We start from the raw sequence: 18,410 nt of genomic DNA on the forward strand, positions 1-18,410 counted from the left end.
TCGCTAGGGCCTGGCGTGGGCTGTATACTCCCCGGCTTTTCCGTTGACTGCCGATAAGGGTCCGCCGCACATGGACAAGACCTACCAACCCCACGACATCGAATCCCGTTGGTACGCCGAATGGGAGTCGAAGAACTACTTCGCGCCCCAGGGTAGCGGTGAGCCCTACACCATCATGATCCCGCCGCCGAACGTCACCGGCAGCCTGCACATGGGTCATGGCTTCAACAACGCGATCATGGATGCACTGATCCGCTTCCGTCGTATGCAGGGCCGCAACACCCTGTGGCAACCGGGCACTGACCACGCCGGCATCGCCACCCAGATGGTGGTGGAACGTCAACTCGGCGCCCAGGGCGTCTCCCGGCATGACCTGGGTCGCGACAAGTTCCTGGAAAAGGTCTGGGAGTGGAAGGAGCAGTCCGGCGGCACCATCACCCGGCAAATCCGTCGCCTGGGCAGCTCGGTGGACTGGTCGCGCGAGCGCTTCACCATGGACGACGGCCTCTCCGAAGCGGTCAAGGAAGCTTTCGTCCGTCTGCATGAAGACGGCCTGATCTACCGCGGCAAGCGCCTGGTCAACTGGGACACCAAGCTGCACACCGCCATCTCCGACCTGGAGGTGGAAAACCACGACGAGAAAGGCCACCTCTGGAACCTGCGCTATCCGCTGGCGGACGGCGCGAAGACCGCCGAAGGCCTGGACTACCTGGTGGTCGCCACCACCCGCCCGGAAACCATGCTCGGCGACGCCGCCGTGGCGGTGCACCCCGAGGACGAACGCTACCAGGCGCTCATCGGCCGCCATGTGCTGCTGCCGCTGGTGGGCCGCCTGATCCCGATCGTCGCCGACGACTACGTCGACCGCGAGTTCGGCACCGGCTGCGTGAAGATCACCCCGGCCCACGACTTCAACGACTATGAGGTCGGCAAGCGCCACCACCTGCCGCTGATCAACATTTTCGACAAGAACGCTGCTGTTCTGGAGAAGGCCCAGGTCTTCAACCTCGACGGCAGCCTCAACGACCGCGTCGACGCCAACCTGCCGAGCGCCTACGCGCACATGGATCGCTTCGCCGCGCGCAAGGCCATCGTCGCCGACTTCGACGGCATGGGCCTGCTCGAAAGCATCGATGACCACGCGCTCAAGGTGCCCAAGGGCGATCGCTCCGGCACCGTCATCGAGCCCTGGCTGACCGATCAGTGGTACGTCTCGACCAAACCGCTGGCTGAAAAAGCCATTGCCGTGGTTGAGAGCGGCGAGATCCAGTTCGTGCCCAAGCAGTACGAGAACATGTACTTCAGCTGGATGCGCGACATCCAGGACTGGTGCATCAGCCGCCAGCTCTGGTGGGGCCACCGTATTCCCGCCTGGTACGACGAAGCCGGCAACGTCTACGTCGGCCGTGACGAGGCCGAGGTGCGCGGCAAGTACAACATCCGCAACGACGAGCCGCTGCGCCAGGACGAAGACGTGCTCGACACCTGGTTCAGCTCCGGGCTGTGGACCTTCTCCACCCTCGGCTGGCCCGAGCAGACCGACTTCCTCAAGACCTTCCATCCCACCGACGTGCTGGTCACTGGTTTCGACATCATCTTCTTCTGGGTCGCCCGGATGATCATGATGAGCACCCACCTGACCGGGCAGATCCCGTTCAAGACCGTCTACGTCCACGGTCTGGTGCGCGACGGCCAGGGCCAGAAGATGTCCAAGTCCAAGGGCAACGTGCTCGACCCACTGGACATCGTCGACGGCATCACCCTCGACGAACTGCTGGAAAAACGCACCAGCGGCATGATGCAGCCCAAGCTCGCCGAGAAGATCGCCAAGCAGACCCGCGCCGAGTTCGCCGACGGCATCGCCAGCTACGGGACCGACGCCCTGCGCTTCACCTTCTGCTCGCTGGCCTCCACCGGCCGCGACATCAAGTTCGACATGGGCCGCGTCGAGGGCTACCGCAACTTCTGCAACAAGCTGTGGAACGCCACCAACTTCGTACTGGAAAACACCGACGGCAAGGACTGCGGGCAGCATGGCGGCGATAGCGAGCTGTCGCCGGTCGACCGCTGGATCATCTCCGCGCTGCAGCGCGCCGAGCAGGAAGTCACCCGCCAGCTCGACGCCTTCCGCTTCGACCTGGCCGCCCAGGCACTCTATGAGTTCGTCTGGGACGAGTACTGCGCCTGGTACCTGGAGCTGGTCAAACCGCTGCTCTGGGATGAAACCGCCAGTGCCGAACGCCAGCGTGGCACCCGCCGTACCCTGGTGCGCGTGCTGGAGGCCATCCTGCGCCTGGCGCACCCGTTCATGCCCTTCATCACCGAAGAGATCTGGCAGCGCATCAAAGGTCTGGCCGGCAAGGAAGGCGCCACCATCATGCTGCAGCCCTGGCCGCAGGCGGACCTGGAACGCATCGACGGCGAAGCCGAAGACGACATCGCCTGGGTCAAGGAAGTCATGCTCGGCGTCCGCCAGATCCGTGGCGAGATGAAACTGTCGATGGCCAAGCGCATCGACGTGGTCCTGGCCAACGCATCGAGCTCCGACCAGCGCCGTCTGGCCGACTTCGAGCCGCTGCTGGCCAAGCTGGCCAAGCTCGAATCGGTGCGCGTGCTCGCCGCAGGCGAAGAAGCCCCACTGGCCGCCACCGCCCTGGTCGGCGACATGCAGGTCCTGGTGCCGATGGCCGGGCTGATCGACAAGGACGCCGAACTCGCCCGCCTGGACAAGGAAATCCAGCGCCTGCAAGGCGAAGTGGCGCGGGTCGGCGGCAAGCTGGCCAACGAAGGCTTCGTCGCCAAGGCCCCGGCCGAAGTGCTGGACAAGGAACGCGCCAAACTCGCCGAAGCCGAGCAGGCAGTCAGCCAGCTGGCGGAGCAGCGCGCGCGGATCGCCGCGCTGTAATGTCGTAGCAGCCGGCCCCTGTCAGGGTTTTCCCAGCGACCCTGACAGGGGGCCTAGCCAGGGTGATGACCGCTTGGACGCCGCCCGCCTGATCGGGTGATTGCCAAAAGCCATCATTCATCGTTAGGCTCGGCTACCTTCTGCAAAAGGACTTGCGCAGTGTCCCCGCGCCACCACCCACCATGTTTGCCTGAGACGACAGATTCCGCTGCTTGCGAACCGGCGCCACCGGTGGTCGCCGGGGAGCTCGTCTATGCCGACGGCAGCGACCTGTCCGCCACCTGCCTGACCTGTGACGCCCCCGAGATAGTCGAGACCAGGGACGTGCTTCTCGAATGGGCGCCGCTCTGGGCCAGCTACCTCAAGGCGACGGGGGTGCTCGGCTTTTTCTACCGGATGAAAGTCCAACGGGCCCACCTGCGCGTCGCCTACTGCGCAAAGCACCGCACAAGGCCCCTGGCCAGGCGCCTGCTCGCTTACTCCGTGCTACTGCTGGCGGCGGCCCTTCTGGCCATCGGACATGACCTTCAGCACGTGCCCCTGATGCTCTCAGGTGTGGTGCTGTTGTTCGTCTTTCTAGGCCTGGTCAGCTCCGACAGTCGACCTAGGCCCTTACGCATCCAGAACGGCCTCGTCTACCTGGCACCCCGATCACGCCGCGCGCCATCGCCCCCCACTGCACGGAACAGGGACTGACCATGCACCCGACGATCGCTCATTTCATCATGCTCGGCGCCTTCATGCTCGGGGCGAAATTTTTCGGCTTTCTGGCAAAACGTCCGGTCGACGGCGCATTCGGCTATCTGGTCACCACGGGTGCGGTGGTGCTAATCGGCGTCCTCCAGATCTTCAATCCGGACGTAGTACCCAGCAACGAACGAGCCTATGTGCTCGGCGCCCTGACAGCGGCCTTGGCCCTGCCCGTGGGTCTGGCCCTGTATCTGTCCATTCGTCACAACGCGCGGCGCCGTGCAGCGCTCATCAATCCACCATCGCCGCACATCTCCGCCACCTCGCCCGCCGAAGCCCCGCCAGAGCCATCAGCGAGCGTTACCGCGCCCCCGCTGAAAGCGCCCTGGTACTTGCCGCTGCTGATGCTCGGATGGCAACTGCGCGGCTTCTGGAATGGCCGCAAGAGCCTCGCCGCGGCTTTCTGGGGCTTGGGAGTGGTAGGCACTTTGGTGATGTTCCTCATGGTCGTCAGCGCTGCGGACAACGACGTGGCGCTGCTTTTGCTGCTGCCGCTGTTCAGCGCCCACCTTGTGATCACGATAAAAGCCATCTGGGCATGCTCGGCCAATACCAGACACAAGGTGTTCGGTGATATCGCCAAAACCCTACTGGTCCTTTTCCCCGTTGTCGCAGTGCTGCGTTACCTCGGCCTGCTCTGAGCAACCTAGGCAGCAGGATGCAGCGCGCAAACTTCAGTTCCACCCAAGCCAACCCCTACAAGAAGAAAGACCATGACCAGAACCATACCCCTGCTCCTGCTGCTCGCGACCGTGTTGAACCTGACTGGCTGCATCAGCTTCCGCGCCAACGAGTTGCCCACGGCACGTTTCGACAGCAGCCAACCAGCGGCCGCGCAGAAGACCAAGGTGTACAGCCAGTGGTATTCGCAGCACAGTCAGAAGCGCTGGGACAGCAGCAATGCAACGCCCAACCAGTACATCCAGCAGCGCTTCGACCGAGCGCTGGACGAGTCCAATTGCTGCACCCTGGTAAACAACGCGGAGCTGGCTGACGTAGAGCTGAAGGGCATCGCCTACAGCGAGCCCAATCCCGCAGCCGGCATTGCCGCCGTGATCTCCGGCTTCACCTTTGGGGCAATCCCCTGCTGGGCAACCAGCAAGGTGGACCTGAGCGCTACCGCGAGGAATGGCGCCAATGAGCGCACCTACGAGCTGCGCGACTCGGCCACCATGGTGGTCTGGCTGCCGCTGATCGTGGCCATGCCCTTCAGCGAAAACCCGATTAAGGCCGAGGCAGAGATCGATGCCAATGCTTACCGCACTCTGATAGTCAGGATGCAACAGGACGGCCTGCTCAAGGCTCGTCCCAGCGCCTCGCAGAACGCGCAGAGCGCTCCGATCACAACACCATGAACCCAGCGCGCCTGCTGGCTCAGCCAGCGGATCGTCAGCGGGCGCTGCGCCACGCCAGTCAAGGGGTGCGTAGGCGCGCGGGCGGGGGCGTACCGACAACCGCTCTGCCCGACGATCACCCTTCATTGCTCCATCAGGAATTCATTTTTCGGCAAACGGACAGCCCTTCCGGCGTCCGCCCGATGTACTGCGGTAGTTGATCAATCAGGAGCTTGCATGAAAGGAATACACAAAAGGGCGTCAATTATGGCCGCGCTGGGGGCGGCCACGCTGCTGGGAGGCTGCGCCTCCGGTTTTACCACCGTAGCGCCTACACCGCCCGCTGAGCACTCGACTCTCGGTTCGGCACGCGGCTCTGCGTGCGGCAGCCTGGGCGTCATCGCCACGGCGTACAACTTCGTTCCGATGGGCCTCAACTCCCGCGTCGAGCGTGCCTACGCCGACGCACTCGGCAGCGTTCCCGGTGCCACGTCGCTGACCAACGTCACCATGCAGGAAGACTGGTACTGGTGGGTCATCGGCACCGCCCGTTGCGTCACCATCACCGGGGAGGCCGTGAAATGAGAAATGCACTTAAAGCTCTGAGCGTCATCACCGCCACCGCCCTTCTGAGCGCCTGCGCAGGTACGCCCGTGCCTCTGGGCTCGCGTGTCACCGACGTGGTGCCCACAGGCGAAGGCCGCACCATCTCGGCTGAAGCCTGCGGCTTCCAGCTGTTGCTCTTGCTTCCGCTGGGCGTGAACGACCGTATGGCACGGGCCTATGGCTCCCTGAAAAATCAGGCCGGCGACGCGTTCATTACCGACGTGAAGGTAGAGGAGCGCTGGACCTACGGTTTCGTGGGCACCTCCTACTGCACCGCCCTGCAAGCCAAGGCAATACAGGCGAAGTAAGCGACGCAGGTCCGGCCCTGCCAGTCAGGCCGGACCCTCGAAATCCCTTCAAAAAGGCGACGGGCAGTTTTTGCCGCAGACTGCCGAAGTTGCCACCCAGGCACAGCGAGGTATCCACGATGAAAGCCAAGCTCATCCTACTGGGCCTGCTGACAGGCCTGACGGCCTGCGCACCGCCCGGCGCAAATGTGGTGTACCGCCAGGAAGGCAATGTCTCCAAACAAGGCTACACGCATGTCAGCGGTGTGGCCGAGCGCCGCAGCGCCACCGAAGACGCCATCAGCCTGATAGCCGGCTCCGCGGGCTACGCTTATGGCCACGCGGCCACAGGGGGAACCATGAGTACCCTGAACACATCCGCAGCCATTGAAAGCGCGTCCAGCACGCTGAACCCACCCCAGGAAAAAACTTTGGACGACAAGGCTGAGTGACGATGAATTTCTACCGGAACAAGCTCATCCTGACCCTCAGCGCAGCCATCCTGCTCAGCGGCTGCACCTTCTCCACCCACATCGACAAGAATCGCTACTGGCAAATGCAGGAAAACATCACGCCCCTGCCCAGGGTCAGTGTCGAAGGGAGCGACGGCTACGTGCGCTATCCCGAGATATTTCGCCAGAAACAGCTTTTCCAGGACGTGGTGCCCAAGGAGAACGCGACCATTTCGGTCGACGTCAGGAGCTACTCCAGCGGCGCTCCCAACCTGGTATCGGCCTTTTCATGGCTAATCGTTTCCGGCTGCTCCGGCTATCTGATTCCGTACCGCGGCGACAACGTCCGCCACGCGGACTTCAACCTGTACGTGGACGGGCAACTGACCAAGACCTACAAGTACGACGACATCAAATCCACCTGGATATGGTTCTTCGCCTTCCCGCTCATGAAACCGGAAAACGACGAATACTTTGTCGAAGAGCTGATCGCAGACCAGTTCGTCAATTCGTTCATCATCGATCTGCTGAAAGACCGGGAGATGCTGGAAAAGATACAGCTGTCCCAGACGAACACGGAGGCGGCGACCAAGGCGCGAGAACCGCTTTAGCCGCGTTGAACGACAGCAAGTCAATCCTTTTCCGTACCGGACGCGCCCGGCTCCAGAGCGCTCTGGAGCCCGCCGCGCGCCAAACGTCTCGATAAAATCGCAGCGCGACTGTGAACGGCTGCCAGGTCCGCCGCCGCACCGAGCGCGCGGCTGGAAGCCCTGTCCGGTTGCGCTTCCCGCTGAGGTGCTATGCCCCCATTGACGTGACCTTGAGAGGCCCTCGCACCAGGGAGGATCGATCATGCAACGCATCGACTCATGCGCGCCGAGGCAGACCATTTCCTTGCCTCATTGCAGGTATACGGCCTGATAGCAGCCGGCGTCTCACTCCGCGCCAACAGCCTCATCGGCAAACCCGACAAACCTCGCCACCTCATTCACTGAACGACGCCTGGACACCACCGCGTTCGCCGGAAACTCGTCGTCCGGATAGCCCACGGCGACGCAGATCATGATGACCTGGTCATCCGGGATCTGCGCATGCTTGCGCACCACCGGCGAGTGCATGATTCCCTGGCTGTTCACCACGCAGCCCAGCCCACGGGACCAGGCCGCGTTCACCAGGCCATTCACCAGGGCGCCGCAGTCGAACTGGGCGATGTCACCGTCACGCAGCGCCTGATCGTAGGTCACCACGACGGACACTGGCGCGTCGAACTGACGGAAGCCGCGCAGAATCCAGTCCTGGCGCTTTTCCTTGTCGTCCCGCGCGATGCCCATGGCCTGGAACAACTGCACGGCGATCTCGACCTGGCGCTGCCGGTGCTCGCCTTCATAGGCATCGGAACCACGAATGTCCCTAACCGGCGGCACCCCGGCGAGCATGCGCTCGGTGTTCTCGGCGCGAATGCGATCCAGCGGCTCACCCGTCAGCACGTGCAGGTGCCAGGGCTGCGTATTCATCGACGAAGGCGCCCGAGTGGCCAGGGCAATCACCTCCTCAAGCACGCTGCGCGGGACCGGCTGCTGCCGAAACGCGCGAATACTGCGACGCCCAAACACGACTTCTGCGTAATCCACTCTCGAACTCCTAGAACAGCGAAGCCGTAGGCGCAGCGCCCACGGTCGAATGCCCGAACTTATCATGCATCCGCCAGCATTCAGCCGAGTCTCCTCGACCGCTATGCGGCGCTATCAAAACGGCTTATGAGAGCAGCAGGCAAAGCCATTGCGCCAAATCTGGCGGCGGGCCCTCCTGCTCGAGAGTTTTTGCGACATGGCGGTCGTCTTAGGTGACGAACTTCCACCAACTTGCTGCCGCCTGGAGGGGGCTAACGGCCGCAAGAAAGCGCAGGTATCCGATCACCCCCAGCGAAGCACGGGAGCGATCAAAACTCCTTTTCACGTTTGCCTGCTGGCGGAGTCGTACTGCCTGTCGTTACGGGGAAGGTCTAGCGCCCGTCAGCCCTTGCGGCGCACCACCAGCAGCACCAGCCCAAGAGCGATGGCGCCGATGCCCAGCCAGTTGGGCAGGTTGACGGTTTCCTTTTCCTTCATCGAAAACTCCACCGGGCCGAGGCTGACGTCGTGGGTTTCCTTGGTGAAGCTGAAGCTGCCGTAGGCCAGCGCGGCCGCACCGGCAACGATCAGTGCGATGGCAAGAATTCGGATCGCGTTCATGGGTGTTCCTTCTTATGAATGAATCGATGGTGAATCTGTGGCTCGGACAGCCGCTTCGCCTACAAGTGCAATCGAAACGCCATCACGCACCCAGAGCGGCGAGCGCGCCTCTCGGGATGATCCGCGGGGCCTCGGTGTAGCGTGGGGGTCAGTGGTCAATCAGCGGCAGCAGAACGACGAACTCGCTGCCCTTGCCATTGCCTTCGCTGCTGCCGGTCACGCTGCCACCGTGGGCGTTGACCAGCTCGCGTACCACCGTCAGGCCGATGCCCAGGCCAGCGCCGTTGAAACCGGCGGCGTGAACATCCTGCATGAACGGCTCGAAGATGAACGGCAGTGCCTGGGCGGATATGCCGATGCCGGTGTCGCGGACGCTGATTTTCAGCATGCCGCTTGCCGCACTGACCGCGAGCCTGACACTGCCGCCTTCCGGCGTGTACTTGGCCGCGTTGCCCAGCAGGTTACCCAGCACCTGGGTGAGCCGCACCGGGTCGCCGTCCACCTGCAACTCGCCTGCCGGCAGCGTCCAGCTGAAGTCCAGGTGGCGCACCGTCATCGCCGGACGACAGACATCGATGGCCCGCTGGACGAGTTGCTGCATGTCGACGCGGCTGCGATCCAGGCGCAACTTGCCGGTGCTGCTGCGAGACACGTCGAGCAGATCGTCCACCAGCCGCGACATATGCTGCACCTGGCCTTCGATCAGCGCCTGCATCCGCGGTAGCTCTTCGCTGGGAACGCGCGCCAGACGGCCGGCGATCATACTGATGGGCGTCAGCGGACTGCGCAGCTCATAGGCGACCAGGGTGAGAACGTTGCGTTGCCGCTCCAGCGCCTGCTCTGCGGCGGCCTGCAGGTCTTGCGCGCTGAGCGCGGCAATGACCAGTTGTTCGTTGGCCTCACGCATCTCCAGCATCTGCCGCAGTTCTTCCTGGGTACGCCGGGGTTGTTCCGCATCGGCCTGCGCCAGCAGTATCGCCAGCACCAGTTGCTGATTGGCCTCGATCAGTTGCTCGAGATGCTGGTTATCCACGAGCTGTGCATTGGCCTCGCTCAACTCCCGCTTCAGCGCAGCCAGCGCCGCGCGCGCTTCAACGGTTTTCTGGCCGAGCAGGAAGAGTTCGCGAGCGACACTGGCCTTCTCGTCCTCGTTCTTGCCCTCGGCCCCGCTCATAAGCGTTGCTTACCCATTGCTGTCTCCACGGCGGTGGCGGGTCGGCCGGCCGCCGAGCAAGCCCTCCTGATCCGGCAAGCGCTCGCCGATCTGCAGACCCTCGTCATCGATCTGGTACTGCCGCAGCTCGTCGCTGTGGCTGCTGGCGCGGACCTTGACCACCGCCATGATGCGCAGCAGGCGACTCTCCACCTCGATATAGCGCTGCACGATGATGGCGTCGGTGAGGAACGCGGTGCCGTAGGGGCTGAAGCGCAGATCCGTGTAGCGGTCTTCCAGCTCCGAGGTCATCAACACGCTGACACCTAGACTGGTCAGCGCCGTGACCATGCGCGCCAGCGACTCGCGGAAGTCTTCACGGAAGGTCGGCGCCAGGGCCAGTTCGAAGCCCGAGAGCGAATCGATCACGACGCGGGTGGCCTTGAGTCGGCCGATCTCGCCGAGCAGCAGCTGGACGATCTCGTCGATGGACAGATCCGGCGCGCGACTGTCCACCAGGCCGACCTGGCCACTGCGGATCAGGTCCGCAAGCACGGCACTCTGGAAGTGATTGGGGCGCTGTTCGAACACCGCGATCACGCCAGTCTCGCCATTGCGCGCGCCTTCGGCGAGGAAGGACGCCGCCAGGATGCTCTTGCCCGAACCCGAGGGGCCGGCCACCAGCAGCGAGTAGCCCATGGGCAGACCACCACCGAGCATCTCGTCGAGCCTGGGCACGCCCATCTTCAGGCGCTTGCTGGGAAACTCTCGCGGCGCTGCCACCCTGGCGATCGGCGCCGGAGCGAAGACCTTGATACCCGAGGTGGCGATACGGAAGGTGTGCAGCCCCGGCAATGTCGGCTGGCCGCGCATTTTCATGATCTCCATCTTGCGCACCATCGAGTTGCGCTGAACGCTCTGGCGCAGCCAGATCAGGCCATCGGCCACGGTGAAGATCGGATTGGTGTCGGTTTCGGTGAAGTACTCACCAATCAGGAAGGTCGTCGCCTGCCAGGTGGTCATCAGCATGCCCAGTTGCTGGATGAACTGCGGCAGGTTGTTGTTGGGGTTGCTCCGGGTCTGGCTCGCCAGCACCACCGAACGGAAGGAGTCGACGAACACCAGCGCCGGCGAGTGCATCTCCACTTCGCTGACAATGCGCCGCAGCACCTCGTCGAGATCACCGGCCAGGGTGTCGTCCGCCAGGTTGATGTAGCGAATCGACTGGTTGATCGCCTCGCTGTCGAAAAAATCGAACTGCTGCTGGTAACGCAGCATCTTCAGCGGCGGCTCACCGAGCACCGTGAAGAACAGCGCCGGACGTTCCGGCGTCGCCAGGGAGAACATCATCTGGTGCGCGAGCGTGGTCTTGCCGCAGCCGGGGGGACCGGCGATCAGGTTGAAGGAAAATTCCGGCAAACCTCCGCCCAGCACCTCGTCCAGGCCCGGCACACCGGTGGCCAGGCGGTTGATAGTCGCTTTGCTGCTCATGGCGAAATGTCCTGCGACGGGGCGTCGCTCAAAGAAGGTTCCCACACGTCGCGAAGCAAACGTGCAGTGAGCGAGGGCCCGATCAGCGTTGTCAGCAGTGTGTAGAAAGTGGTCAGCAGCACTTCACCGAACAGCAGCCCATCGGCTTGGCTTTGCTCCGCCAGCACGGCGTTCAGTGAGGAAAGCCCCTTGGCGGCCTGCGCACTGCCGCAGATGCTGGCCAGATGAGGATGCTGGGTAGCGCACAGATGGAGACTGCGGCGATACAGCGCCGCAACCCCTTGTTGACCAATGACGGGAGTGAGAGCCACGTGCATATCCTGCAGGGTGGCAACGGTCGCTTCGGCGACCTTGGCAATCTCAGCGTCGGGACCTATGCGCCGCATCAGAGAGGCTGCAAGCTGACAGCTCTCTTCGCTTGGCGTGGACATGGCAGGCTGATATCCGGTGGGCAGGGACCGATAGTACACCCTGCGGGGCTCTATCGATGCTCAGTAAGACTGAAGTAACTCCGTGGCGTCACGAAAGCGCGCATAAAAGCCAGGTACGCGCGCTGTCAACGACCATTCGACACCAACAGACTGCTGCGCGTGCGACGCTCGCGGCGCAACTGAGCACCCTCTTGGAGAAAACATGCCGCGCATCCCACTGCTGATCATCCTCGTGACGCTGCTTGGCGCCTGCAGCAGGCAGGCGCCAGAAATGACGGTTTCTAAGCACGCGCAGGTCTATCGTCATGCGCAAAACTCAGCGGAGCCGGGCCGACGAGGACCGACAACCCAGGTGATCAGCGAAGCGCAGAGGCAGCAGATCCAGACCTGGCTGGAGCAGAACCGTTCGGGCTGGTCCGGCCACACACCGGTCGCGTCGCTATTGCCGCACTGGTGTGTCGAGGTGCATACCGCTACTGGAGAGGCTGGCAGCCTCTGCAGCTACGGCAACCTGATCGTCCTGGGCACGGCGGGAGCGCCGCGGCTGGAGAAGTCGATTGGCGAACAGGACGCCCGATCTCTGGGACAGTTGCTGATCCAGCCGATTGCCGCCCAAGACACGCCATAACGCCTCGCCTCCCCCGGCATTGGTCAGCCATCCAGCGCCGTTCAAGCCCGCTGCAATGAGCCGGTCCTGCCGAGGCTTATCTGGCCGACAGGGCAAAGCTTGCGACCAGACTCGCCAGCACCAGGCCGCAGAGCACGATGATCAGCGGCGTTGCGCCGAATCGCTCCAGGATCAGTGCCGCCGCCACCGGACCGGTGGCCTGGGCGACCAGCATCGGCCGGGCGAGCAGGCCCATGCGGGTGCCGTAGCCATCCGCCCCCATCAGCGCCAGGGGCAGGGTTCCGCGGGCAATCGTCAGAATGCCGTTGCCCGCTCCGTAGAGGGCCACCGCGACGAAGGCCAGCCACGGCATCGCCGGCAGCAACAGCACGATGCCGATGCCGCAGAGCAGAATGGCCGCACGGGCCGACCAAGTGGGATGCAGGTTGCGCCCGATGGAGAACTCCGCCAGGCGCGCCACCACCTGCGCCGGGCCGATCAGCATGCCGATGGCCAGGGCCGTCGCGCTGGCGATACCGAGCAGCTTGAGCACATCCAGCAGGTGCACCGAGATCGAGGAGACCACCAGCGACTGCAGCGTCAGCAATAGCGCCAGCAGCAGAAAGATGCGCCTGAACGACTGACTGGCGGGCGCCTCGCAGGCAACAGGTGCGCTGCCCTGCTCGTCAACCGGCTCCTCCTGGTGGCGCGGAATCGCCAGCAGGTGGATCGGCAGACCAATCAGCAGGTGCGCCGCCGCCAGCACGAAACAGCTGTAGCGCCAACCGAGCTCCTGCTCCAGGCCGGCAATCAACGGCCAGCCCAGGGTACTGGCGAAGCCGCCGAGCAGCGTCAGACCGGTCATCGAGGCACGGGCGTCTTCACCCAGCAGCCGCCCGAGGGTGGAAAACGCCGCGTCGTAAAGCCCGGCAGCCATGCCCGCGCCGATCAAGGTCCAGGCCAGGTAGTAGATGAGCAGGTTGCTGGCCAGCCCCGTCAACAGCATGCCCGACGCCAACAGCAGCGAACTGCTGGCCAGCACCCTGCGCCCGCCGTGACGGTCGATCTGTCGTCCGACCAGGGGGGAACAGGCACCGGCGACCAGCAAGCCCCAGGACAGCCCGATGACCACACGGGTGACGGACCAGCCGGTGTCTCTGGAGATGGCCGTGGCGAGCACCGCCGGTAGGTAGTAGGTCGAGCTCCAGGCCAGGATCTGCGCGATACCCAGGGCCCAGACCAGCCTGAATCGATTGATCGGCCGCTGGCTGCTGAGAGGATTGCTCACGGGCTGTTGGCTCTTATGGTGGCGGTGTGCTGGGTTCTCTGCTGGCGCAGATCGTTCAACAGATACGCAAGGATGTGCTCGACATCAGGGCCAACGCCTCTGAGGGTGGCGGAGGCAAAGTTGCGCTGCCTGGGCAGTCCGACGAAGTACAGCCCGGCGACGTCATTCGCGCGCCCGCTACGCTGCGCCACCCGCCCCTGCTCGTCGAGCACGGGCAGGTGGTCGAGAAAACCGAGGTTGGCTCGAAAACCGGTAGCGAACACCAGCGCATCCACCGCTTGCTCCCTGCCGTCGGGCCAGACCACACCTGTCGGGGTGACCTGGGTGAACATCGCGGCCTGATCGAAGCGCCCGGTCTTCAGCGCGTTGCGGTAGGTACCGTTGTCCAGCACCGGCGTGCTCTGGTCGCTCAGCCAGCGGGTTTTCTCCAGCCCGGTCCATTTCAGCCAGCTATGAAAATCCGCACCGAGAATTCGTTGCGGGACAAACCGGACCGCCTCGCGGGTGGTCAGCGTGACCTTGGCCACCCGGGCCAGGTCGTAGGCGATCTGTACTGCAGAATTCGCCGCACCTATGACCAGCACGCGCTGCCCTTCGAACCCCGCCGAATTGCGGTAGGCGCTGCTGTGCAGCTGCACGCCGAGAAAGCTGCCGAGCCCGGGAATGGCCGGAACATGCGGGCGACTGAAACCGCCCGAGGCGACGATCAGCGCCCGTGCCAGGAACTGTTGTCCGCTGGCAGCGGTTACGCGGAAGCCCTCGACCACCGGCTCGACCCGGACGACCTGAACCCCCTGGAGGATCGGCAGACGGTAACGCTGCGCGTAATCATCCAGATAACTCACCACCTGATCGCGCGTCGGGTAGTGCTCCGGCGCCCCGGGGAAAGCCAGTCCGGGCAACGAGGAATAGGCCGCAGGCGAGAACAGCACCAGGCTGTCGTAGTAGTGGCGCCAGTTGCCGCCTGCTTGCGCCTGCTCATCGAGGATGAGGAAGTCGAGTCCCTGCCGCTGCAGATGCCAGCCGCTGGCCAGCCCCGCCTGTCCCGCGCCGATGATGACCACGTCCAGTGTTCGTTGCTCCATGTTCATCAATGCGCACCTATGCACGTATTTTGGCAAAAATCAGCTGGAACTACCCGGGCAGCACGCCGGGGCAATGCGCCGGGTGTGGCTGAGAATATCCTCCAGGCGCCGGATGATCGCCGGCCCATCCACTTCGTAGAAGGTCTGACGCCCCACCCGGGTGGCACGCACTATCCCTGCGCCGAGAAGTATCTGCAGGTGGCGCGAGACCACCGAGCGTTCCTGGGGCAGCTCGGCGGCGATCTCGGTGACGTCGGCTCGCCCCAGTTCCAGCACGCGCTTGAGCACTGCAACGCGCGGTGGCTCGCAGAGCGCCTTGAAGAAGGCCCCGTCGAGTGACTCGATGGCGGCTTCGATGGCTAGGGTTCGGCTGGAGGGCGTGGACATGCGGCGACTATATGTGCGCTTTCATACACATGTAAAGCGAACTGGCGAGCACGTTGGCGAGCTCGCTGCCGCCCGCACCGGCGCCAGGTTGCGGACGCACGGTGCCTACCTCCACCAAGGTATGCCCAACGGGCACTGGTCTTGGCGGATTCGATCAGGCATGCTCGCCGCGCCTTTTGAACCCTTCCCAAAAATCATTTCCGGACATTTCCCATGTATGCACTCATGGCCGCGATATTCGTCATCGGATATCTGAGCATCGCCCTGGAACATCCCCTCAAGGTCGACAAGGCCGCTGCTGCCATCCTCACCGCAGTGGTCTGCTGGACCATCCTGGTGCTCGGCGCAGACAGCCTGCTGCCGATGCTGGAGGCAGGCGCCCATGGCGCCGGCGGCGACAACACCCAGTTCGTGGTTGGCGAGTTGCGCCACCACCTGGGCGAGATCTCGGAGATCCTGTTCTTCCTCATCGGCGCAATGACCATCGTCGAGCTGATCGATGCCCATGAAGGCTTCAAGGTCATCACCGACCGCATTCGCACCAGCAAGCGCGTGCACCTGCTGTGGATGATCGGCTTCATCACCTTCTTCCTCTCGGCCGCACTGGACAACCTGACCACCACCATCGTCATGGTTTCGCTGCTGCGCAAGCTGATCAAGGACAAGCACGACCGCTGGTTCATGGTCGGCATCGTGGTCATCGCCGCCAACTCCGGGGGCGCCTGGTCGCCGATCGGTGACGTCACCACCACCATGCTCTGGATCGGAAACCAGATCACCGCCAGCGGTATCGTCACCCAGCTGTTCCTGCCCAGCCTGGTGTGCCTGCTGGTCCCGCTGGCGATCCTCAGCTTCACCATGAAGGGCGAGTTCGAGCGCCCCGAACAGGTGGAAACCGAGGAAGAACGCAGCGACCCGACCACCCCGTTCGAGCGCAACGTGGTATTCGTTCTCGGCATCGGCGCACTGCTGTTCGTACCGGTGTTCAAGACCATCACCCACCTGCCGCCGTACATGGGCATCCTGTTCGGCCTCGGCGTGCTCTGGGTGACCACCGAGATCATGCACCGCAGCAAGAACGAGGAAGACAAGCACCCGTTGTCGGTCGTCGGCGTGCTGCGCAAGGTCGACACCACCAGCGTGCTGTTCTTCCTCGGCATCCTGCTGGCGGTCTCCAGTCTCGCCACAGCTGGCCACCTGACCCAGGTCGCGACCGCGCTGAAGGACAGCCTGGGCAACATCTATGCAATCAACATCGCTATCGGCCTGCTCTCCTCGGTGGTCGACAACGTACCGCTGGTCGCCGGCGCGATGAAGATGTATCCGCTGGTCACTCCCGAAGCAGTGGTCGCCGCGGGTGCCGACAGCGGCTGGCTGAGCAACTTCGTGGTCAACGGCAAGTTCTGGGAGATGCTCGCCTACTGCGCCGGCACCGGCGGCAGCTGCCTGATCATCGGCTCGGCTGCAGGCGTGGCAGCCATGGGCATGGAGCGGATCAGCTTCATCTGGTACCTGAAGAAGATCAGCGGCCTGGCCCTGATTGGCTACCTGGCCGGCGCTGCCACCTACATCGGCATGTTCGCCTTCGTCTGAGCCGCGCGCCTGCGCAGGAAAAAAGCCCGGCACCCGCCGGGCTTTTCTTTTAGTCCAGCGCCCCCGCAACATGCCGTCCGGCCCGCACTGTAGGTTGGCGCCGAGCACCACGAGGCCCAACATGGCCGCCGCGTCGGCGTGACTTGGCTGTCCGGCCCGGCGAATACCCCGATCCTGCGCGCACTTGGAGGCGGGAGCGTCCTGGCGCACCATGACGATCTTTACTCAGGAGCCCACCGATGATCAGCAAGACCCGCAGCAGCTTCCTGCGTCGCCTCTATGTCGCCTGGCTGATCGATAGCGGCCGCGCCACCGACGTGCCGTCGCTGGTCGCCGCTACCGGCATGCCCCGACGCACGGCCCAGGACACCCTGACAGCACTCGCCGAACTGGACATCGACTGTGTCTTCGAGCAGGCCGAAGGCAGCCGCAACAACAGCGGCCGCTACCGCATCCACAGCTGGGGACCGATCGACGCGCACTGGGTCGGCGCCCACGCCGCACGCATCGCCAGCGAGCTGGAGTATCCCTGCGCCTGACCACCCGACCTTGGTGGCAGTGCTCTGTTGCGGCGCTTTCAGGTAGGCTTGCGGTTTTTTGACGCAAGGCCTGGCGATGAACAACCGCACACTTGGAGCCGCTCTGCTCGCCGGCGCCACCCTGCTGCTGGTCGTCCACGGCCTCGGTCGCTTCATCTATACGCCGCTGCTGCCCTACCTGGTCGCCGATGGCGTGCTGACCCTGGAACAGGGCGCCAGCGTGGCCAGCTGGAATTTCCTCGGCTACCTGCTTGGCGCACTGCTGGCATTGCGCTGGCATCGAGTGGCGCAGATCCGCCAGGTGCTGCCCTGGGCTCTGCTGCTGCATCTGTCCAGCAGCCTGGCGCAGGTCTGGGCCGAACAGGTCGAGCTGCTCGGCGCGCTGCGCCTGCTCAACGGCATCGCCAATGGCCTGGTGTTCGTCCAGGTACCCGCGCTGATCCTCGAATGGCTGGCCCGGCACAACCGCACCTCCAGCAGCGGGCTGGTCTACCTCGGCGTTGGCGCCGGACTTTTGCTTTCCAGCGCCATGGTCGCGCTGCCGGCGAGCTGGCTCCACGGCAGCGCACGCTGGTGGCCGGCGGCCCTCGCCAGCCTGCCACTGGCCTGGTGGGGCTGGCGGCGCATCAGCCAGCTGGACGTGGCCACCCATGAACAGGCCAAAGGCAGCAGTGCACCGCCCGGCGCGCTGTTCGACCGGGCCAGCGTGCCGCTGTTTCTCGCCTACGCCGGGGCAGGGCTGGGCTACATCCTGCCGATGACCTTCCTGCCGATGCTCGCCAGCCTGCAGGGCCAGGCGAAAGTGGCCGGCGGCGCCTGGCTGCTGACCGCGCTGGCCACCCTGCCCTCGCCCTGGTTGTGGAATCACCTGGGCGCGCGCCTGGGCGACAAGCCGGCGCTGCTGCTGAATTTCACCGTGCAGCTGGCCGGCGTGCTGGCCGCGCTGCTGCTGCCGGTCGGGCCGGGCACGCTGATCTGCGGTCTGCTGGTGGGCGCAACCTTCCTCGGCACCGTGCTGCTCACCCAGCGCCTGGCGCGCAGCCTGCACCCGCATCAGGGCCCGCGCCTGTCGGCGGCGATGATCGCCCTCTACGGCCTGGCGCAACTGGCCGGTCCCTGGCTTGCGGGCCTGTGGCTGAGCCACGGCGGCAGCCTGCAGTCCACCCTCTGGCTCGGCGCCGGCGCGCTGCTCTGGGGCCTGCTGTGGATGTTGCCGGTGCCGACGCGGCGAGTCGCGACAGGCGCCTGAGGGCTGTGGGAAAATCCGCGCC

Annotated in this window: 20 protein-coding genes; 12 read left to right on the top strand and 8 right to left on the bottom strand. The window is 64.3% G+C overall.

Annotated features, from left to right (window positions below; all coding sequences use genetic code 11):
- Positions 1-70 precede the first annotated feature (70 nt).
- From DBO85_RS05550 to DBO85_RS05585, 8 genes are all read left to right on the top strand, one after another.
- Positions 71-2,905, top strand: coding sequence for a valine--tRNA ligase (locus tag DBO85_RS05550; protein WP_108106080.1), 2,835 nt, complete (start codon positions 71-73; stop codon positions 2,903-2,905).
- A 231-nt stretch (positions 2,906-3,136) separates the two neighbouring features.
- Complete coding sequence (locus tag DBO85_RS05555; RefSeq protein ID WP_108106082.1) at positions 3,137-3,601, top strand: hypothetical protein; 465 nt, start codon at positions 3,137-3,139, stop codon at positions 3,599-3,601.
- A gap of 2 nt (positions 3,602-3,603) precedes the next feature.
- Complete coding sequence (locus tag DBO85_RS05560; protein WP_108106084.1) at positions 3,604-4,296, top strand: hypothetical protein; 693 nt, start codon at positions 3,604-3,606, stop codon at positions 4,294-4,296.
- Positions 4,297-4,368: 72 nt separating this feature from the next.
- Positions 4,369-5,010 (top strand): hypothetical protein, encoded by a 642-nt coding sequence (locus tag DBO85_RS05565; RefSeq protein WP_108106086.1) that lies wholly within the window; start codon positions 4,369-4,371, stop codon positions 5,008-5,010.
- Positions 5,011-5,226: 216 nt separating this feature from the next.
- On the top strand, positions 5,227-5,574 hold the full coding sequence (locus DBO85_RS05570; protein ID WP_108106088.1) for a YajG family lipoprotein: 348 nt from the start codon (positions 5,227-5,229) through the stop codon (positions 5,572-5,574).
- Entirely contained in the window at positions 5,571-5,903 is a 333-nt protein-coding gene (locus tag DBO85_RS05575; protein ID WP_108106090.1) for a hypothetical protein, read from the top strand. Before DBO85_RS05570 ends, DBO85_RS05575 begins: the two co-directional genes overlap by 4 nt.
- Before the next feature lie 119 nt (positions 5,904-6,022).
- The gene (locus tag DBO85_RS05580) at positions 6,023-6,334 is read left to right on the top strand and encodes a hypothetical protein (protein ID WP_108106092.1); all 312 of its coding nucleotides are present in this window, start codon (positions 6,023-6,025) and stop codon (positions 6,332-6,334) included.
- Positions 6,335-6,336: 2 nt separating this feature from the next.
- Entirely contained in the window at positions 6,337-6,945 is a 609-nt protein-coding gene (locus DBO85_RS05585; protein ID WP_108106094.1) for a hypothetical protein, read from the top strand.
- A 324-nt stretch (positions 6,946-7,269) separates the two neighbouring features.
- Here the strand turns inward: DBO85_RS05585 and DBO85_RS05590 are convergent, their stop codons facing one another.
- The 5 genes from DBO85_RS05590 to DBO85_RS05610 all read right to left on the bottom strand — a co-directional run bounded on the left by DBO85_RS05590 (position 7,270) and on the right by DBO85_RS05610 (position 11,640).
- On the bottom strand, positions 7,270-7,965 hold the full coding sequence (locus DBO85_RS05590; protein ID WP_199286988.1) for a nitroreductase: 696 nt from the start codon (positions 7,963-7,965) through the stop codon (positions 7,270-7,272).
- A 381-nt stretch (positions 7,966-8,346) separates the two neighbouring features.
- A complete protein-coding gene (locus tag DBO85_RS05595; RefSeq protein WP_108106098.1) occupies positions 8,347-8,565 on the bottom strand; it encodes a hypothetical protein in 219 nt (72 codons plus the stop codon).
- A 148-nt stretch (positions 8,566-8,713) separates the two neighbouring features.
- Positions 8,714-9,739, bottom strand: coding sequence for a sensor histidine kinase (locus DBO85_RS05600; protein ID WP_108106100.1), 1,026 nt, complete (start codon positions 9,737-9,739; stop codon positions 8,714-8,716).
- A gap of 9 nt (positions 9,740-9,748) precedes the next feature.
- Positions 9,749-11,209 carry an ATPase domain-containing protein gene (locus tag DBO85_RS05605; protein ID WP_108106102.1) on the bottom strand — a complete coding sequence of 487 codons (1,461 nt, stop codon included), beginning with the start codon at positions 11,207-11,209 and terminating at the stop codon, positions 9,749-9,751.
- Positions 11,206-11,640: a hypothetical protein gene (locus tag DBO85_RS05610; RefSeq protein ID WP_233356556.1), complete on the bottom strand. Its 435-nt coding sequence runs from the start codon at positions 11,638-11,640 to the stop codon at positions 11,206-11,208. Before DBO85_RS05610 ends, DBO85_RS05605 begins: the two co-directional genes overlap by 4 nt.
- 202 nt (positions 11,641-11,842) lie before the next feature.
- Here DBO85_RS05610 and DBO85_RS05615 point away from each other — a divergent pair, with 202 nt between their 5' ends.
- The gene (locus DBO85_RS05615; RefSeq protein ID WP_108106104.1) at positions 11,843-12,268 is read left to right on the top strand and encodes a serine hydrolase family protein; all 426 of its coding nucleotides are present in this window, start codon (positions 11,843-11,845) and stop codon (positions 12,266-12,268) included.
- A gap of 76 nt (positions 12,269-12,344) precedes the next feature.
- On the opposite strand, the gene DBO85_RS05620 is transcribed toward DBO85_RS05615, so the two are convergent.
- The 3 genes from DBO85_RS05620 to DBO85_RS05630 are packed head-to-tail and all read right to left on the bottom strand — an operon-like array spanning position 12,345 to position 15,007.
- Positions 12,345-13,535, bottom strand: a complete 1,191-nt coding sequence (locus tag DBO85_RS05620) for an MFS transporter (protein WP_233356557.1) — start codon at positions 13,533-13,535, stop codon at positions 12,345-12,347.
- Entirely contained in the window at positions 13,532-14,626 is a 1,095-nt protein-coding gene (locus DBO85_RS05625) for an NAD(P)-binding domain-containing protein (RefSeq protein WP_108106106.1), read from the bottom strand. Before DBO85_RS05625 ends, DBO85_RS05620 begins: the two co-directional genes overlap by 4 nt.
- Before the next feature lie 33 nt (positions 14,627-14,659).
- Positions 14,660-15,007, bottom strand: coding sequence for an ArsR/SmtB family transcription factor (locus DBO85_RS05630; protein WP_108106108.1), 348 nt, complete (start codon positions 15,005-15,007; stop codon positions 14,660-14,662).
- A 213-nt stretch (positions 15,008-15,220) separates the two neighbouring features.
- Between DBO85_RS05630 and nhaD the strand changes: the two genes are divergently transcribed.
- The 3 genes from nhaD to DBO85_RS05645 all read left to right on the top strand — a co-directional run bounded on the left by nhaD (position 15,221) and on the right by DBO85_RS05645 (position 18,388).
- Complete coding sequence (nhaD, locus tag DBO85_RS05635; protein ID WP_108106110.1) at positions 15,221-16,600, top strand: sodium:proton antiporter NhaD; 1,380 nt, start codon at positions 15,221-15,223, stop codon at positions 16,598-16,600.
- Positions 16,601-16,839: 239 nt separating this feature from the next.
- The gene (locus tag DBO85_RS05640; RefSeq protein WP_108106112.1) at positions 16,840-17,139 is read left to right on the top strand and encodes a winged helix-turn-helix domain-containing protein; all 300 of its coding nucleotides are present in this window, start codon (positions 16,840-16,842) and stop codon (positions 17,137-17,139) included.
- Positions 17,140-17,215: 76 nt separating this feature from the next.
- Positions 17,216-18,388, top strand: coding sequence for a YbfB/YjiJ family MFS transporter (locus DBO85_RS05645; RefSeq protein WP_108106114.1), 1,173 nt, complete (start codon positions 17,216-17,218; stop codon positions 18,386-18,388).
- Positions 18,389-18,410: the final 22 nt, after the last annotated feature.

The sequence above is a fragment of the Pseudomonas mangrovi genome (assembly GCF_003052585.1).
Classification (GTDB): Bacteria; Pseudomonadota; Gammaproteobacteria; order Pseudomonadales; family Pseudomonadaceae; genus Aquipseudomonas; species Aquipseudomonas mangrovi.

Excerpts from the sequence above, each read along its gene's own strand:
- DBO85_RS05550 (WP_108106080.1), top strand. The coding sequence starts at position 71 with ATGGACAAGACCTACCAACCCCACGACATCGAATCCCGTTGGTACGCC.
- DBO85_RS05560 (WP_108106084.1), top strand. The coding sequence starts at position 3,604 with ATGCACCCGACGATCGCTCATTTCATCATGCTCGGCGCCTTCATGCTC.
- DBO85_RS05565 (WP_108106086.1), top strand. The coding sequence starts at position 4,369 with ATGACCAGAACCATACCCCTGCTCCTGCTGCTCGCGACCGTGTTGAAC.
- DBO85_RS05570 (WP_108106088.1), top strand. The coding sequence starts at position 5,227 with ATGAAAGGAATACACAAAAGGGCGTCAATTATGGCCGCGCTGGGGGCG.
- DBO85_RS05575 (WP_108106090.1), top strand. The coding sequence starts at position 5,571 with ATGAGAAATGCACTTAAAGCTCTGAGCGTCATCACCGCCACCGCCCTT.
- DBO85_RS05580 (WP_108106092.1), top strand. The coding sequence starts at position 6,023 with ATGAAAGCCAAGCTCATCCTACTGGGCCTGCTGACAGGCCTGACGGCC.
- DBO85_RS05585 (WP_108106094.1), top strand. The coding sequence starts at position 6,337 with ATGAATTTCTACCGGAACAAGCTCATCCTGACCCTCAGCGCAGCCATC.
- DBO85_RS05595 (WP_108106098.1), bottom strand. The coding sequence starts at position 8,565 with ATGAACGCGATCCGAATTCTTGCCATCGCACTGATCGTTGCCGGTGCG.
- DBO85_RS05600 (WP_108106100.1), bottom strand. The coding sequence starts at position 9,739 with ATGAGCGGGGCCGAGGGCAAGAACGAGGACGAGAAGGCCAGTGTCGCT.
- DBO85_RS05605 (WP_108106102.1), bottom strand. The coding sequence starts at position 11,209 with ATGAGCAGCAAAGCGACTATCAACCGCCTGGCCACCGGTGTGCCGGGC.
- DBO85_RS05610 (WP_233356556.1), bottom strand. The coding sequence starts at position 11,640 with ATGTCCACGCCAAGCGAAGAGAGCTGTCAGCTTGCAGCCTCTCTGATG.
- DBO85_RS05615 (WP_108106104.1), top strand. The coding sequence starts at position 11,843 with ATGCCGCGCATCCCACTGCTGATCATCCTCGTGACGCTGCTTGGCGCC.
- DBO85_RS05625 (WP_108106106.1), bottom strand. The coding sequence starts at position 14,626 with ATGAACATGGAGCAACGAACACTGGACGTGGTCATCATCGGCGCGGGA.
- DBO85_RS05630 (WP_108106108.1), bottom strand. The coding sequence starts at position 15,007 with ATGTCCACGCCCTCCAGCCGAACCCTAGCCATCGAAGCCGCCATCGAG.
- nhaD (WP_108106110.1), top strand. The coding sequence starts at position 15,221 with ATGTATGCACTCATGGCCGCGATATTCGTCATCGGATATCTGAGCATC.
- DBO85_RS05640 (WP_108106112.1), top strand. The coding sequence starts at position 16,840 with ATGATCAGCAAGACCCGCAGCAGCTTCCTGCGTCGCCTCTATGTCGCC.
- DBO85_RS05645 (WP_108106114.1), top strand. The coding sequence starts at position 17,216 with ATGAACAACCGCACACTTGGAGCCGCTCTGCTCGCCGGCGCCACCCTG.